The organism is Enterobacter sp. BIDMC 30 (assembly GCF_000534355.1).
Taxonomy (GTDB): Bacteria; Pseudomonadota; Gammaproteobacteria; order Enterobacterales; family Enterobacteriaceae; genus Enterobacter; species Enterobacter ludwigii.
Genome location: NZ_KI973169.1, coordinates 1,785,553 through 1,801,859 on the forward strand (window position 1 = coordinate 1,785,553; position 16,307 = coordinate 1,801,859).

At 54.2% G+C, this 16,307-nt stretch carries 13 protein-coding genes; 8 read left to right on the plus strand and 5 right to left on the minus strand.

All coding sequences use genetic code 11. The features are described from left to right. The first annotated feature begins 59 nt into the window (after positions 1-59). Positions 60-1,529 carry an amino acid permease gene (locus L466_RS13845; RefSeq protein ID WP_020883191.1) on the plus strand — a complete coding sequence of 490 codons (1,470 nt, stop codon included), beginning with the start codon at positions 60-62 and terminating at the stop codon, positions 1,527-1,529. Positions 1,530-1,582: 53 nt separating this feature from the next. On the opposite strand, the gene L466_RS13840 is transcribed toward L466_RS13845, so the two are convergent. After that, positions 1,583-3,568 (minus strand): ligand-gated channel protein, encoded by a 1,986-nt coding sequence (locus L466_RS13840; RefSeq protein ID WP_032680589.1) that lies wholly within the window; start codon positions 3,566-3,568, stop codon positions 1,583-1,585. A 249-nt stretch (positions 3,569-3,817) separates the two neighbouring features. After that, on the minus strand, positions 3,818-4,654 hold the full coding sequence (fghA, locus tag L466_RS13835; RefSeq protein ID WP_032680591.1) for an S-formylglutathione hydrolase: 837 nt from the start codon (positions 4,652-4,654) through the stop codon (positions 3,818-3,820). Positions 4,655-4,792: 138 nt separating this feature from the next. Here fghA and L466_RS13830 point away from each other — a divergent pair, with 138 nt between their 5' ends. The 7 genes from L466_RS13830 to mglC all read left to right on the plus strand — a co-directional run bounded on the left by L466_RS13830 (position 4,793) and on the right by mglC (position 12,986). Further along, positions 4,793-5,941, plus strand: a complete 1,149-nt coding sequence (locus tag L466_RS13830) for a YbfB/YjiJ family MFS transporter (protein ID WP_032678574.1) — start codon at positions 4,793-4,795, stop codon at positions 5,939-5,941. A 102-nt stretch (positions 5,942-6,043) separates the two neighbouring features. Then, entirely contained in the window at positions 6,044-6,712 is a 669-nt protein-coding gene (gene folE / locus L466_RS13825; RefSeq protein ID WP_020883194.1) for a GTP cyclohydrolase I FolE, read from the plus strand. An 18-nt stretch (positions 6,713-6,730) separates the two neighbouring features. After that, on the plus strand, positions 6,731-7,888 hold the full coding sequence (yeiB, locus tag L466_RS13820) for a DUF418 domain-containing protein YeiB (protein ID WP_032680592.1): 1,158 nt from the start codon (positions 6,731-6,733) through the stop codon (positions 7,886-7,888). A 155-nt stretch (positions 7,889-8,043) separates the two neighbouring features. After that, entirely contained in the window at positions 8,044-9,066 is a 1,023-nt protein-coding gene (galS, locus tag L466_RS13815; protein ID WP_020883196.1) for an HTH-type transcriptional regulator GalS, read from the plus strand. A gap of 295 nt (positions 9,067-9,361) precedes the next feature. Beyond that, positions 9,362-10,360: a galactose/glucose ABC transporter substrate-binding protein MglB gene (mglB, locus tag L466_RS13810; protein ID WP_014170907.1), complete on the plus strand. Its 999-nt coding sequence runs from the start codon at positions 9,362-9,364 to the stop codon at positions 10,358-10,360. A gap of 79 nt (positions 10,361-10,439) precedes the next feature. Then, on the plus strand, positions 10,440-11,960 hold the full coding sequence (gene mglA / locus L466_RS13805; protein ID WP_020883197.1) for a galactose/methyl galactoside ABC transporter ATP-binding protein MglA: 1,521 nt from the start codon (positions 10,440-10,442) through the stop codon (positions 11,958-11,960). A gap of 15 nt (positions 11,961-11,975) precedes the next feature. Then, the gene (gene mglC, locus L466_RS13800; RefSeq protein ID WP_014170905.1) at positions 11,976-12,986 is read left to right on the plus strand and encodes a galactose/methyl galactoside ABC transporter permease MglC; all 1,011 of its coding nucleotides are present in this window, start codon (positions 11,976-11,978) and stop codon (positions 12,984-12,986) included. Between the two features lie 49 nt (positions 12,987-13,035). Here mglC and L466_RS13795 read toward each other — a convergent pair whose 3' ends face one another. The 3 genes from L466_RS13795 to cdd form a co-directional block, all read right to left on the minus strand. Then, entirely contained in the window at positions 13,036-14,424 is a 1,389-nt protein-coding gene (locus L466_RS13795; protein WP_032680593.1) for a glutamine synthetase family protein, read from the minus strand. 121 nt (positions 14,425-14,545) lie between these two features. Then, positions 14,546-15,265 carry an outer membrane permeability protein SanA gene (sanA, locus tag L466_RS13790; protein WP_014170903.1) on the minus strand — a complete coding sequence of 240 codons (720 nt, stop codon included), beginning with the start codon at positions 15,263-15,265 and terminating at the stop codon, positions 14,546-14,548. A gap of 127 nt (positions 15,266-15,392) precedes the next feature. Continuing rightward, a complete protein-coding gene (gene cdd / locus L466_RS13785; protein ID WP_020883200.1) occupies positions 15,393-16,277 on the minus strand; it encodes a cytidine deaminase in 885 nt (294 codons plus the stop codon). Between the last annotated feature and the right edge of the window lie 30 nt (positions 16,278-16,307).

A 16,307-nucleotide genomic window follows, 5' to 3' on the forward strand; every position in this document is an offset into this window, starting at 1 on the left:
AGGAACGCCTATCGTCTGCTACAATCGCGCCTCATTTGTTGAAGGGACAGCATTTTCACATGGTTTCAGAAATTAAAACCACAGAAGCGCCCGCGCTACGTCGCGAACTTAAGGCGCGTCACCTGACGATGATCGCTATCGGCGGTTCAATCGGTACAGGTCTTTTTGTTGCCTCTGGCGCAACAATTTCGGCAGCCGGCCCGGGTGGGGCACTTTTCTCTTATATCCTGATTGGCCTGATGGTGTACTTCCTGATGACCAGTCTGGGCGAACTGGCGGCGTACATGCCGGTATCCGGTTCGTTTTCGACTTACGGTCAAAAATACGTTGAAGAAGGCTTCGGCTTTGCGCTGGGCTGGAACTACTGGTACAACTGGGCCGTTACTATCGCCGTTGACCTGGTCGCCGCACAATTGGTGATGAACTGGTGGTTCCCGGACACGCCAGGCTGGATCTGGAGTGCGCTGTTCCTGGCGGTGATCTTCCTGCTCAACTACATCTCCGTGCGTGGTTTTGGCGAAGCGGAATACTGGTTCTCTTTGATCAAAGTGGCAACCGTCATCATCTTTATCGTCGTCGGTGTGGCGATGATCGTTGGTATTTTCAAAGGCGCTCAACCTGCAGGATGGAGTAACTGGAGCATTGGCGATGCGCCATTTGCGGGTGGATTCTCGGCCATGATTGGCGTGGCGATGATTGTCGGCTTCTCCTTCCAGGGAACCGAGCTGATCGGGATTGCTGCCGGTGAATCCGAGAACCCGGAGAAGAACATTCCACGCGCGGTGCGTCAGGTATTCTGGCGTATCCTGCTGTTCTATGTGTTTGCGATTTTGATTATCAGCCTGATCATTCCTTACACCGATCCAAGCCTGCTGCGCAATGATGTGAAAGACATCAGCGTTAGCCCGTTCACGCTGGTCTTCCAGCATGCCGGTCTGCTCTCCGCCGCGGCGGTGATGAACGCCGTTATCCTGACCGCCGTGCTCTCAGCGGGTAACTCCGGCATGTATGCGTCTACCCGTATGCTCTACACCCTGGCATGCGACGGCAAAGCGCCACGCATCTTTTCTAAGCTGTCCCGTGGCGGCGTACCGCGTAACGCCTTGTATGCCACAACGGTAATTGCCGGTCTGTGCTTCCTGACCTCCATGTTTGGTAACCAGACGGTGTATCTGTGGCTGCTCAATACGTCCGGTATGACGGGCTTTATTGCCTGGCTCGGGATTGCTATCAGCCACTATCGCTTCCGTCGCGGTTACGTTATGCAAGGTCATGACATCAATGACCTGCCGTATCGCTCAGGGTTCTTCCCTCTGGGGCCTATTTTCGCCTTCATTCTGTGCCTGATTATTACGCTGGGACAGAACTATGAAGCGTTCCTTGCGGACCGTATCGACTGGGGTGGTGTAACGGCGACCTACATCGGTATTCCGCTGTTCCTGATAATCTGGTTTGGTTACAAACTGACGAAGGGGACGCGCTTTGTTCGCTACAGTGAAATGGAATTTCCGGGACGCGTAAAACAATAACCGCACTTCCTCTCTTTTAGCCCGCTCGGTTGAGCGGGCTTTTTTATTGGCGATCAGAAGCTGTAGGTCATGCCGACAGTGTAACGGCGGCCATCAAGTACGGTATCGTAAGTCTCGTAATCAATCTGTTTATCCAGCACGTTATACACGCCTGCGGTTACCAGCAGGTTCTTGTTGGCGTTATAACGCAGACCCACATCAACCTGCGTGTAAGACGGTGTGCCCTGTGACATTGAGGTCCGGCTGAGATACTCAGAAGATTTGCCGCGGAAGTTCAGACGGCTCCAGAAGCCCACATCCTGCGTGGCCTGCCAGTCCAGCGTGGTGTTGAACATATGCTTAGGCATTTTATTCAGAGGCTTACCAGAGAACTGACCGCTCTTCTGCTCGGATTCGGTATAGGTGTAGTTAGCCGTCCAGTTAACATCCTGGGTGATTTTCCAGCCGAAAGTGGATTCCACACCGCGCATGTTGGCTTTATCGACGTTGACCCGGTCGCTGACAAAATCGTAGGCATGACCGCCAATCGTACAGGCAGGGTCGGCACTGCTGTTACAGCGACGTACTTCAGTGATTTTGTTTTTGAAGTCGGTATTGAACAGCGTAACGCCGGCGTTAAGACTGTCATTGTTATCCCAGAGCAGGGCGATCTCTTCGCTCAGGCTCTTCTCCGGCTTGAGGTCCGGGTTACCCACGATCATGCCATCCAGCCGACCGCCGCCCGTTGCCTGACCCCAGCTGGCGGAGGACTGACGCAGATCCGGTGCACGGTAGCCGGCAGAAACGCCCCCTTTTAACGTCCACTGTTCTGCAAGGTGCCACACCCCATAACCGCGAGGCGTCCAGTTGGTGCCATAGTTCTGGTCTTTATCCATACGCAGACCACCGGTCGCCGTGAAGCTATCGGTCATCGCCCACTCATCTTCAGCAAACAGCGCCCAGCTCCAGCGCGTCAGTTTGTTGAGCCCGTCCGCCGCCTCAAGCTGGTTACCGTTGTCACGCAGCTTCTCATAGCGATACTGACCACCGAGGGTCAGGGTATGGTCGCCGAGGAAGATCTGGTTCTGGTTGTTGAAAGTGGTGTTATACGAACGCATTTCGCGAACCGGGTTATTGGTCTCTTCCTGCTGGATGTAGCTGGTGGTGTTGAAGTCGCTGTAGTAACCGCTGTGGGTAAGGGAATAGGTCGTATGTTCGTAGCGGGTTTCGCTTTTGCTGTTTGGCGTGCAGGTTGTCCCGCGGCAGGTTTCAGTCGCTTTCGACTTGCCCGGCGTGCTGTTTCGGTCCTGAAGTTCGCGGGCAAAATCGAGGTCAAAATCGTTCTGCTCGTCCGGGGTAAAATTCAGCGTGATCCCGCCGTTACGCATTTTCTGCTCATTGAAACCGTTCAGGATCTGATCTTCCGCGCGACGTGAGAGCAGGCCTGTCACTTTTGCACCGAGCAGTCCGTCAATTAACGGGCCGGAAGCGTAGGCGTTGGTCTGGAAGATATCCCCGGAATCATGGTTCTCCTGGAACGTGGCATCGCCGTGTAAAGATCCGGTCCAGGCTTTGGTATTCGAGACTTTTTTGGTAATGATGTTGATTACGCCGCCCATTGCATCTGAGCCATAGAGCGATGACATGGGCCCGCGGATCACTTCGATGCGCTCGATAGACTCCAGCGGCGGTAGCCAGCCTTGCTCAATGCCCGAGTTATCGCTGTTCGGACGCGTGCTGCGTGTGCTGACGCGCTTACCATTGACCAGGAACAAGGTGTACTGGGACGCCATGCCGCGAATGCTGATATCGCTGCTGCTTCCGCCGCCCGTCACGACGACGCCCGGGACATCTTTTAGCGCATCGGTCACATCGCGGTAAGCCTTGTCTTCAATCTGCTGCTTTGAAATGACGGAGATAGAGGCCGGGGCATTCTGGATTTTTTGCTCAAAACCCGTGGCGGTCACCACCACGGTATCCGGGTCGGCTGCGTGAGCAAGAGGGGAGAGCATGGCGGCGCTGATGGCAACAGCCAGTAACGTAACGCGTGGTATTGTCATTTGAACATTCCATATCAAAAAGAAAAACACTCCATCGGGTAACCCTGAGAATTGTATGTATTTGTCTTGTAAGAACTCTTTGTGATGGAGAAGAGCCTGGAATTGTACAAAAGAATGTGAAATTGTAAACACAAATGATAATCGAAATCATTTGTGTTTTGGTGTTGGTTAATGAAACTGGCTTTTATTCAAAGGGATAGGGTTTTGAGACCCGGCAGACGGAGCGCCACCGGGCAAGAAGGGAGGAACTTACTTAAACAGATGCGCCGCATGGAAGCGGAGATGATCTTCAATAAATGACGCCATAAAGTAATAGCTGTGGTCATACCCTGGCTGGATACGCAGCGTCAGCGGCCAGTCCTTCTGGCGTGCCGCTTCGGCCAGAACCGCAGGTTGTAGCTGACCGGCGAGGAACTGATCCGCATCGCCCTGATCGATCAGCGTCGGGATGGCGTCCCCCGTGTTGCTGGCCAGCATCAGCGCACAGCTGTCCCACGCCTGCCATTTATCCGTGTCACTGCCCAGATAATGGGTGAAGGCTTTCTGACCCCATGGCACCTGGATGGGGTTCACAATCGGAGCAAATGCCGACACGCTGGTGTATTTTCCCGGATTTTTCAGCGCCATTATCAACGCGCCGTGTCCACCCATGGAGTGTCCGCTAATGGCGCAGCGGTCGCTTACCTCAAATTCGGCCTGAACCAGCGCAGGCAGTTCGTCACGAATGTAATCATACATGCGGTAATGACGTGCCCAGGGCTGCTCTGTCGCGTTCAGGTAGAATCCGGCGCCTTTGCCCAGATCGTACCCGGCATCATCGGCGACATCATCGCCACGCGGGCTGGTGTCAGGCATGACCAGCGCAATCCCCAGTTCAGCCGCAATACGCTGTGCGCCCGCTTTGGTGGTGAAGTTTTCGTCGGTACAGGTTAAACCGGACAGCCAGAACAGCACGGGTGGCTTTACGCCCGTTTCAGTTGGCGGCAAAAAAATGCTGAACGTCATGGCACAGTTCAGTACGCTGGAGTCGTGCCGCCAGCGCTGCTGTCGACCTTCAAAACAACGATGCTCTTCGAGCAGTTCCATGCAGGGCTCCTTAATACGAATTGCTATTCACTCGGCCCATAATACAGAGTTTTCATTTACCTGTGAGTAACTTTCACTTTCGCAGGACGGTAAGATGCGGCATCATAAATTAACTTTTCTTTAACAATTGGAGCGGTCATGGCGCTGCGTATCGCGCTCAGTGGGTTTGTGGTTCTGGTGGTAGCGATGGGGATAGGGCGCTTTGCTTTTACCCCTCAGGTGCCGCTAATGATTGCCGCCGGGCAACTCACGCTCACCAGCGCGGGCCTGGTGGCGGCGATGAACTATCTGGGCTATCTGGTGGGAGCATGGGATGCAATGCGTGCGCACCGCTTCGTTGAAACACGCCTCTGGTTGGGTATTTTTGGTGCGGTTGCGCTGACGCTGCTTTCCGCTGCGGCCGATAACGCTGTGGTACATGGCCTGCTGCGCTTTGTGATTGGCTGCATGAGCGGTTGGTCGATGGTGCTGATTGCCGCCTGGACCAACGAGCGGCTGGGACAACTGGGGAAACCGGGTCTCAGCGCCGCGGTATTTGCCGGGCCGGGTGCAGGTATTGCGCTCAGCGGGCTGCTTGCCGTCTATATCCAGGCTAAGGCGCTTTCCGCCGGCGCAGCATGGCAAATCTACGGCGTGCTGGCACTGGTGCTTATCGCACTGGTGGCCCGGTATCTGCCGCGTGCGGGGCAACTTCACCGGCCGGGCAGCGCACCGGAACCGCTCGTCCTGACGAAGAATTTAAAGCGCCTGGTCTGGAGCTACAGCCTGGCCGGGTTTGGCTATATCCTTCCGGCGACCTTTTTATCGCAAATGGCGGCCGTGCGTTTTCCCGGCAGTCTGTTTGCCCAGTTTGTCTGGCCGATATTCGGTATTGCCGCCGTGGCGGGCATTGCGCTCAGCATCGTTTTACGCCACACCTCAACCTCAAACCGCAGGCTGGCTATCGTATTGTGGTTGCAGGGGGCCGGCGTACTGGCAGCCTGGCTGCTGCCGGGGATCGGCGGGTTACTGACCGGCGGTTTGCTCGTTGGGGGCGGGTTCTTGTGTGCCGTTCAGCTCTCTTTACTTTATGGGCGCGAGCTGGCACCAGACCATACGCGCTACATGGCGGGACTGCTTACTACCGGTTATGCCATCGGTCAGTTGATTGGCCCGGTAACGTCGGCGTTGTCGACGTGGCTCACGCACCGACTGGAGCCTGCGCTGGGGCTGGCGGGCGTCGCGCTGTTCATCGGCGGCGCACTGGTCTGGGATCGTCAGGCCGAAAGGCAACAGCAATTGCAATAATTATCGTCGTGAATACTGGATTATGTGCGCCGCCTCACGCACAATGAGCGCACACTTTTGCCACAACGAGGGCAAAAGACGCCACACCTGCAGGAGAAAAGAATGCCATCACTCAGTAAAGAAGCAGCCCTGGTTCACGAAGCTCTGGTTGCGCGTGGTCTTGAAACGCCACTGCGTCCACCCGTTCAGGAACTGGACAATGAAACCCGTAAGCATCTGATTGCTGGGCATATGACCGAGATCATGCAACTGCTGAATCTCGATCTGAGCGACGACAGTCTGATGGAGACGCCGCACCGTATCGCAAAAATGTACGTTGACGAAATTTTCTCCGGCCTGGATTACGCCAATTTCCCGAAAATCACCGTCATTGAAAACAAGATGAAGGTCGATGAGATGGTAACGGTACGTGATATCACGTTAACCAGTACCTGCGAACACCACTTCGTGACCATCGACGGTAAAGCGACCGTGGCTTATATTCCTAAAGATACGGTGATTGGTCTGTCGAAGATCAACCGCATCGTGCAGTTCTTTGCTCAGCGTCCACAGGTGCAGGAGCGTCTGACGCAGCAGATCCTGACCGCGCTGCAAACGCTGCTGGGCACCAATAACGTGGCAGTATCTATCGACGCCGTTCACTACTGTGTGAAAGCGCGCGGCGTGCGTGATGCCACCAGTGCGACCACCACGACGTCGCTGGGCGGTCTGTTTAAATCCAGCCAGAACACCCGCCAGGAGTTTCTGCGCGCCGTGCGTCACCACAACTAATCTGACAGGGCAGGCTACATGGAGCGAAACGTCACGCTCGATTTTGTTCGAGGCGTCGCCATTCTCGGTATCCTGCTGCTTAACATCAGCGCCTTCGGCTTGCCGAAGGCGGCGTATCTCAATCCTGCGTGGTATGGCGACATCACCCGCAGCGATGCCTGGACGTGGGCCATCCTCGATCTCTTTGCCCAGGTCAAATTCCTCACCCTGTTTGCCCTGCTGTTTGGCGCAGGCCTGCAGCTACTGCTCAGGCGCGGCACGCGCTGGATCCAGTCGCGTCTGACATTGCTGGTGATCCTCGGCTTTATCCACGGGCTGTTCTTCTGGGATGGCGACATTCTTCTCGCCTATGGCTTAGTCGGGCTGATTTGCTGGCGGCTCATTCGCGATGCGCACAGCGTAAAAAGCCTGTTTAACACGGGCGTGATGCTTTACGTCATGGGCCTTGGCGTGCTGTTACTGCTGGGGATGATCTCCGGTGATGCGGCAAACCGTTCATGGATCCCCGATGCCGCCAATCTTCAGTACGAGCAGTACTGGAAGCTGAAAGGAGGCACGGAAGCGATAAGCAACCGTGCGGATATGCTTGGCGATAACCTGCTGGCGCTGGGGGCGCAGTATGGCTGGCAGCTGGCAGGGATGATGCTGATGGGGGCATCACTGATGCGCACCGGCTGGCTGAAAGGGGAGTTTTCCCTTCGCCACTATCGCCTGACGGGAGCTGGGTTAATTCTTCTCGGCGTGCTGATTAATCTGCCGGCAGTAATCATGCAGTGGCATCTGCACTGGAACTACCGCTGGTGTGCGTTTCTGCTTCAGGTCCCGCGCGAGCTGAGCGCGCCCTTCCAGACGATTGGCTATGCGGCACTCATTTACGGCTTCTGGCCACAAATGTGTCGCGCATGGATTGTCAGTGCCGTTGCCTGCGTAGGCCGTATGGCCCTCAGCAATTACATTCTGCAGACGCTGATATGCACCACGCTTTTCTATCGGTTTGGCCTGTTTATGAAATTCGACCGGCTTTCGCTGCTGGCGTTTGTTATCCCGGTCTGGATGGTTAACCTGGCGTTTTCTGTTCTCTGGCTACGTTATTTCCGCCAGGGGCCGCTGGAGTGGGTGTGGCGTCAGTTAACCGCACATGCTTCAGGGGTATCATTGAGAAATACATCCAGATAACGATCTGGATCACAATCATTAACAAAACGGATGTAAACGTTTTCATCTGTGTGAGCTTCTTCACGTAGTCCCCTTTCTCTCGCTGCCAAAATAGCCACCTTGCTAAACACAGGGGGTGTCTGTGAGTTGCTGCAATCCTTTGAAGGATGGTGAATATGATCACCATTCGTGACGTCGCCCGTCAGGCGGGTGTTTCCGTGGCTACCGTCTCACGCGTGCTGAACAACAGCGCGCTGGTCAGCCCTGACACCCGCGAAACCGTAATGAAAGCCGTGACCCAGCTGGGTTATCGCCCTAATGCCAATGCGCAGGCGCTTGCCACGCAGGTCAGCGATACCATTGGCGTGGTGGTGATGGATGTCTCTGATGCCTTTTTCGGTGCGCTGGTTAAAGCGGTAGACGTTGTCGCTCAGCAGCATCAGAAATACGTGCTGATTGGCAACAGCTATCACGAGGCTGAAAAAGAACGTCATGCGATTGAAGTGCTGATCCGCCAGCGTTGTAACGCACTGATTGTGCACTCAAAAGCCTTAAGCGATGACGAGATTTCCGGGTTTATGGAGCAAATCCCGGGCATGGTGCTGATCAACCGTATTGTGCCAGGGTATGCCCACCGCTGCGTCGGGCTGGATAACGTCAGCGGGGCGATGATGGCCACCAAAATGCTCATCAACAACGGGCATCAGCGGATCGGTTTTTTGGCCTCCAGCCATCATATTGAAGATGATGAGCTGCGGCGCGAAGGCTGGCAAAACGCCCTTAAAGAACAGGGTATTACGCCGTCTGAAAGCTGGGTCGGAACCGGAACGCCGGATATGCAGGGCGGGGAGGCGGCGATGGTGGAGTTGCTGGGCCGTAATCTGCAGCTGTCTGCCGTGTTTGCCTATAACGATAACATGGCGGCCGGGGCGCTGACTGCGCTGAAGGATAACGGCATTGCGGTGCCACAGCATTTATCGTTGATTGGTTTTGATGATATTCCCATTGCCCGTTACACCGACCCGCAGCTGACCACCGTGCGTTACCCCATTGCCTCTATGGCCAAACTGGCCACTGAGCTGGCGTTACAGGGGGCGGCAGGGCTGCTGGATCCGGGCGCAACACACTGTTTCATGCCGACTTTAGTGCGTCGACATTCTGTCGCTGCCCGGCAAATTGTGGTTCCGATCACTAACTGATTACATCAGCTGATGTAACCGTTTTCAATCTGTGAGTAAATTCACAGTATCTTAACAAGGCGCTGACTATGATGTCAGCGTTTTAGGGGCTGAAACGCTATGTAACAGTGATTAATCACTTTCACCATAGCCAATGTGCCGCAAACAACGAATAAAACGCATTTCTGGAGCGTTACCGAACACGGAAGATAGAAATTTTATAAGTGAACTTCGGCTGTCAGTAACGTTTCATTAACACCTGCCTGCCGATCGTTATTCACAAGAACTACCCTGCATAAAAAAAACCGGAGATACCATGAATAAGAAGGTGTTGACCCTGTCTGCTGTAATGGCAAGCATGCTTTTTGGTGCAGCAGCGCACGCTGCGGATACCCGTATTGGTGTGACCATCTATAAATACGACGACAACTTCATGTCTGTTGTCCGTAAAGCTATCGAGAAAGATGCTAAAGCAGCGCCAGATGTTCAGCTGCTGATGAATGACTCCCAGAACGACCAGTCCAAACAGAACGACCAGATCGACGTTCTGCTGGCAAAAGGCGTGAAGGCACTGGCCATCAACCTGGTTGACCCCGCTGCGGCAGGCACGGTCATTGAAAAAGCGCGCGGCCAGAATGTGCCGATTGTCTTCTTCAACAAAGAACCTTCCCGTAAAGCGCTGGACAGCTATGACAAAGCGTTTTACGTCGGTACTGACTCCAAAGAGTCCGGCATTATTCAGGGCGATCTGATCGCTAAACACTGGGCGGCGAACCCGAACTGGGACCTGAACAAAGACGGCCAGATCCAGTTCGTGCTGCTGAAAGGCGAACCAGGCCATCCGGATGCTGAAGCCCGTACCACTTACGTTATCAAAGAGCTGAATGATAAGGGCCTGAAAACCCAGCAGCTGGCATTAGATACCGCGATGTGGGATACCGCTCAGGCGAAAGATAAGATGGACGCGTGGCTGTCCGGCCCGAATGCTAACAAAATCGAAGTGGTGATTGCCAACAACGATGCGATGGCTATGGGTGCGGTAGAAGCGCTGAAAGCGCACAACAAATCAGCCATTCCTGTGTTCGGTGTGGATGCACTGCCAGAAGCTCTGGCCCTGGTGAAATCCGGTGCAATGGCCGGTACCGTGCTGAACGATGCCAACAACCAGGCGAAAGCAACCTTCGATCTGGCGAAAAACCTGGCCGATGGCAAAGGTGCGGCAGACGGTACGACCTGGAAAATTGAAAACAAAATCGTTCGCGTACCTTACGTCGGCGTAGACCAGTCCAACCTGGCTGAGTTTATCGGTAAATAAGTTATTTGAATTGTCTTCACTGGGCGCAACTTGTTGCGCCCTTTTATAACGCGATATGCGAGGCCAACAAGGTATAATTATGGTCAGCACAAATACTCAGTCATCTGGTGAATACTTGTTGGAAATGAGCGCTATCAACAAGTCATTTCCCGGGGTTAAGGCACTCGATAATGTTAATTTAAAAGTTCGTCCTCACTCTATTCACGCATTAATGGGGGAGAACGGCGCAGGTAAATCAACATTATTAAAATGTCTTTTTGGGATCTATCAAAAAGATTCTGGCAGCATTCTTTTTCAGGGGAAAGAGATCGATTTCCATTCAGCAAAAGAAGCACTGGAAAACGGTATCTCAATGGTTCACCAGGAATTAAACCTGGTGCTGCAGCGTTCTGTTATGGATAACATGTGGCTGGGCCGTTATCCGACCAAAGGTGTCTTTGTCGATCAGGATAAAATGTATCGCGACACCAAAGCGATTTTCGATGAACTGGATATTGATATCGATCCGCGCGCCCGCGTGGGAACGTTATCCGTATCCCAAATGCAGATGATCGAAATTGCCAAAGCGTTCTCCTATGATGCGAAAATCGTCATCATGGACGAACCGACATCGTCATTAACGGAAAAAGAGGTTAACCACCTTTTTACCATTATTCGTAAGCTCAAAGACCGCGGCTGCGGCATTGTTTATATCTCTCACAAAATGGAAGAGATCTTCCAGCTGTGTGATGAGATTACCATCCTGCGCGATGGCCAGTGGATTGCCACCCAGCCTCTCGAAGGGCTGGATATGGACAAGATCATCGCCATGATGGTGGGGCGCTCTCTGAACCAGCGCTTCCCGGACAAAGAGAACAAGCCGGGTGAAGTGATCCTTGAGGTTCGCAATCTCACCTCGCTGCGTCAGCCGTCTATTCGCGACGTCTCTTTTGACCTGCATAAGGGCGAAATTCTCGGTATCGCAGGTCTGGTCGGGGCAAAACGTACTGATATTGTCGAAACCCTGTTCGGTATTCGTGAGAAAGCCGCGGGCACCATCACGCTGCACGGTAAGAAAATCAATAACCACAGCGCTAACGAAGCCATTAATAATGGTTTTGCGCTGGTCACGGAAGAGCGTCGTTCGACCGGTATTTATGCGTATCTGGATATTAACTTTAACTCGTTAATTTCCAATATTCGCAACTATAAAAACAAAGTCGGGCTGCTGGATAACTCCCGCATGAAGAGCGATACCCAGTGGGTGATTGACTCCATGCGCGTCAAAACGCCAGGTCACCGCACGCAAATTGGTTCGCTGTCAGGCGGTAACCAGCAGAAGGTCATTATTGGGCGTTGGTTATTAACCCAGCCAGAAATCCTGATGCTGGATGAACCGACCCGCGGTATTGACGTCGGCGCGAAGTTTGAGATTTATCAGCTGATTGCCGAGCTGGCGAAAAAGAATAAAGGGATCATTATTATTTCTTCCGAAATGCCGGAATTGTTAGGGATCACAGATCGTATTCTGGTTATGAGCAATGGTCTCGTTGCCGGTATTGTTGACACCAAAACGACAACGCAAAACGAAATTTTGCGTCTTGCGTCTTTGCACCTTTAAGATCAGGGGCTCCTCATGAGTGCGTTAAATAAAAAAAGTTTTCTCACTTACCTGAAAGAAGGCGGTATTTACGTTGTTCTTTTAGTACTGCTGGCTATCATCATTTTCCAGGACCCTACGTTCTTAAGCCTGTTGAACCTCAGTAACATCCTGACCCAGTCCTCCGTACGTATTATTATCGCGCTGGGCGTGGCGGGACTTATCGTGACGCAGGGGACTGACCTGTCAGCGGGACGTCAGGTTGGCCTCGCGGCGGTTATCGCGGCAACGCTGCTGCAGTCGATGGAAAACGCCAACAAGGTGTTCCCGGAAATGGCGACCATGCCCATTTTCGTGGTGATCCTGATTGTCTGTGCGATCGGCGCAGTGATTGGTCTGATTAACGGCATCATTATCGCTTACCTGAACGTGACGCCATTTATCACTACCTTAGGTACGATGATCATCGTTTACGGTATCAACTCCCTGTACTACGACTTCGTAGGGGCGTCACCAATCTCTGGCTTCGACAGCGGGTTCTCGACCTTTACGCAAGGGTTTATCGCGCTGGGCAGTTTCCGCCTGTCGTACATTACCTTCTACGCCCTGATTGCCGTCGCTTTTGTCTGGATCCTGTGGAACAAAACCCGCTTCGGTAAAAACATCTTCGCTATCGGCGGTAACCCGGAAGCGGCGAAAGTGTCCGGCGTCAACGTTGCCCTGAACCTGCTGATGATCTATGCCCTGTCAGGTGTGTTCTACGCCTTTGGTGGAATGCTGGAAGCGGGCCGTATCGGCTCTGCAACGAACAACCTGGGCTTCATGTACGAACTGGATGCGATCGCAGCCTGTGTGGTCGGCGGCGTCTCCTTTAGTGGCGGCGTGGGTACCGTGTTCGGCGTGGTAACCGGTGTCATCATCTTTACCGTAATCAACTACGGTCTGACCTACATCGGTGTGAACCCGTACTGGCAGTACATCATCAAAGGCGGCATCATCATCTTTGCGGTCGCCCTGGATTCACTCAAATACGCGCGTAAAAAATAATCGCCTCTGGCATTACCTGGCCCGCTCATCGAGCGGGCTTTTTTGTGCTTCACGCCAGACTCGACTCCTCCCGGGTGACAATGCTCTCGAACCAGTCGAGCTCAGAGAGCTTGCAGGCAACCCACTGTTGAGAAAAAGCCTCTCCCAGGCTGTCGGTAAGATACTGACAGCGTGCAAATGTCTCGATCGCCTCCTGCTGAAACAGCGGCAGATCCGGCCCGTCCTGCTGAGGTTCAGGTAAATCCTGCTCGTCAAAATTTTCCAGCCCGTACAGCATTCCGCTCAGAAGCGTTGCCGCCACCAGATACGGGTTAGCATCAGCCCCGGCCAGCCGGTACTCAATACGCCGGTTATGGTCATCGGAGCAGGGAATACGCAGCGCGGCGGAGCGGGTATTATAGCCCCAGGAGTTAAATAGCGGTTCCGTGAGGTTTTTACGCAGGCGGCGGAATGCGTTAACGCCAGGGGCGAGAATGGCGATGGAGGCGGGCATCAGCGCCAGCTGGCCAGCGATGCAGAGGCGCATCATGCTGTTCAGCGCTTCCACCGGAGATGCGAATACGTTTTCGCCATGAATATCGTTCAGGCTGAAATGGAAGTGCAAACCGCTGCCGGACTGCTGGCTGAACGGTTTGGCCATAAAGCTGGCCTGCAGACCCTGTTTCTCCGCAACGTAGCGGGTCAGGCGTCGCAGGGCCAGCACGTTATCGCAGACTTCAACGACGCGATGGCTATGCTTCAGGTTTAACTCGAACTGGCCAGATTCGGCCTCGGCCACGATCCCGGTCAGGGGGATACGCTGCAGGTGCGCCAGCTGCTCCAGCTCGTCAAACAGCGCCGCGTGTGCCGTTGAGGTATCCATATGAAAGCAGCCCTGATTTTGTGGATCCTGCGTGCCGCGTCCGGTCAGGTAAAACTCAATTTCCGGGGCAATCACCGGGAAGAGCCCGTGCTGATGGAAACGAGCCAGAACGTTTTGCAATATCACCCTTGGCTCAAGCGGGCACGGTTTGCCGTCGCTCTCTTTCATGGTCAGCAGGATCTGCGCGTTATGCTGAGGGTCTTGCGAACAGGGGCGCAGGGAACCGCCGACGGGAACGCAGAGCCGGTCGGGCTCATCATCAAGCGGGGCGGCTATTTTGCCTTTTTGGTCCATGGAGTAGACGGAGAGGGGGAAGTAACAGCCTTTTTCCAGATTCAGCATGCTTTCCACCGAGAGCCGCTTGCCGCGCATAATGCCATTGATGTCGTTCAGGTAAACGTCAATATGTTTTGTCTGCGGGTAACGTTCCAGGTAATCCGCCACTTCCAGCGAGACGTTGTGCTGCATGGCATCAAGTTTGTCATCAAGCCAGAGGCCAGCATTGAGTGCCGTCGGGAGTGATAAACCCGGGAAGTTAAAATAGGGGCGGATATTTTTCAGGAAAAACGCATTCATTATTGAGTTCATAGTCATTCTTCAATGAAGCCGTAGCGGCAGTGAACTCAGCTTAAAAGGGGCGGCGTAAAGGCGGGATAAAAAGCGTTACGCCCGGTATAAAGAAAGTATAAAGGCGAGGCTATTTTTTCTCTTTTTTCTGCATATCAAGCAGTTGTTCTGGCGTGACGGCCGGGTAGCCCTGCGCATCTTCTGGCACTTCATGCATCGCCGGAATGGGTACCAGCGGGCCTAAAAAGCGTGGTTCACGTTTGAAGATGTACAGATCGGCCAGAGCGCCAAAACGCGCGCCAAACTCACGTACGCGGACGCTCAGCATATCTTTTGGCGACGGCACGGCGTAGCACTGCGCCTGAATACCCATATGCAGCGCGATAAACAGCGCCCGTTCGCAGTGGAAGCGTTGGGTGATGATGATGAAATCGTTGGTGTCGAACACCTTGCGCGTACGCACGATGGAATCCAGAGTACGGAACCCGGCGTAGTCGAGCACGATATCGGCCGGATCGACGCCGGCGGCAATCAGGTCTTTGCGCATGGTGACCGGTTCGTTATAGCTTTGCAGCGCATTATCGCCGCTCAGCAGCAGGTAATTCACTTTGCCGCTGTTATACGCGTTCAGCGCGCCCTGAATGCGGTAACGGTAATACTGATTAATCACCCCGGTGCGGTAATACTTGGCGGTACCCAGCACAACGCCGACCTGACGATAGGGCAGGTCCTGCAGGTCGTCAAAGATATACGGAGCCGTTTTCCAGCTCATCCAGCGATCAAGACCCAGCACGATCAACAGCAGTATGCCGACCAGGACAGACAGGCTGTAAAAAGCGCGCTTTAACATGCAGATGGCTCGTACCGAAGGTGAAATTTAACTCAGGCTACTTTACCCGCCTGGTTAGCGCAAGAAACAGCGAATCAACTGAGGGGTTTTTCAGCAAAGCGGCGGGCATTTCTGCCCGCCGGAGGCATTACGCAAGCAAAACACGGTCAATAGTTGAGCAGCCGAGCGCTTTCAGCGTTGCGGCGGTGGCATCCCACTGGATCAACGGCGCGTCGGCTTTCTCTGCCAGAATAGCGCGCTGAATGTCCGGGTAGTCATAGCCATTGAGGCTCAGCAAATTCAGGGCGCCCTGAAGCGGTGGCAGCGTCGGGTTAAAGGCGGCGTTTTCGGCATAGCTTCCGGTGAAGATGCGACCATCACGACACTGCAGCGCCACACCGCTTGGGGAGTGACTGTATGGCGTGTGACTCTTGTTCGCCGCACGAATCGCGGCTTCGCTCAGCGCATCGCCGGAAAGGGCAAAACCGTGATCCTGTTCATCCATCAGCAGCGTTTTGATGTCGAGATCTTTCGGACCAAACGCGTCAGGCAGGTAATCCCCGAGGGTATGCGGCGCACGGCCTGGCAGATTGATGCGTAACTCCAGCCCGCTGTTCAGCTCGTTCATGAACTGGCGGCAGTGGCCGCAAGGGGTGTAGTTAACGGTAATGGCGCTCAGCGCTTGTTCACCGCGCAGCCAGGCGTGGCTGATGGCGCTTTGTTCCGCGTGAACGGTCTGCTGCATGGTCGCGCCCAGGAACTCCATGTTGCCACCGAAGTACCAGGTTCCACTTACGCCGCGTGCAATCGCACCGACGTTGAAATGAGAGAGATCGGCGCGGGCGCAGGCTGCCGCCAGCGGCAGCAGCGCGAAGGCCAGCGCGTCGTCGTCCAGCCCTGTGGCTTCTTTCAGTGCCGTGACGTGTTCAGCCGTCAGCAGGGCCGGGAAATGCTCATCCGCCAGAATCGGGGCCAGAGCTGATTGCACATTCTCTGCAAGCTGGGCGAAAGCAGCTTGAAAACGTGGATGCATGGCGTTTGCCTCATAAAGGTTAATGGATCG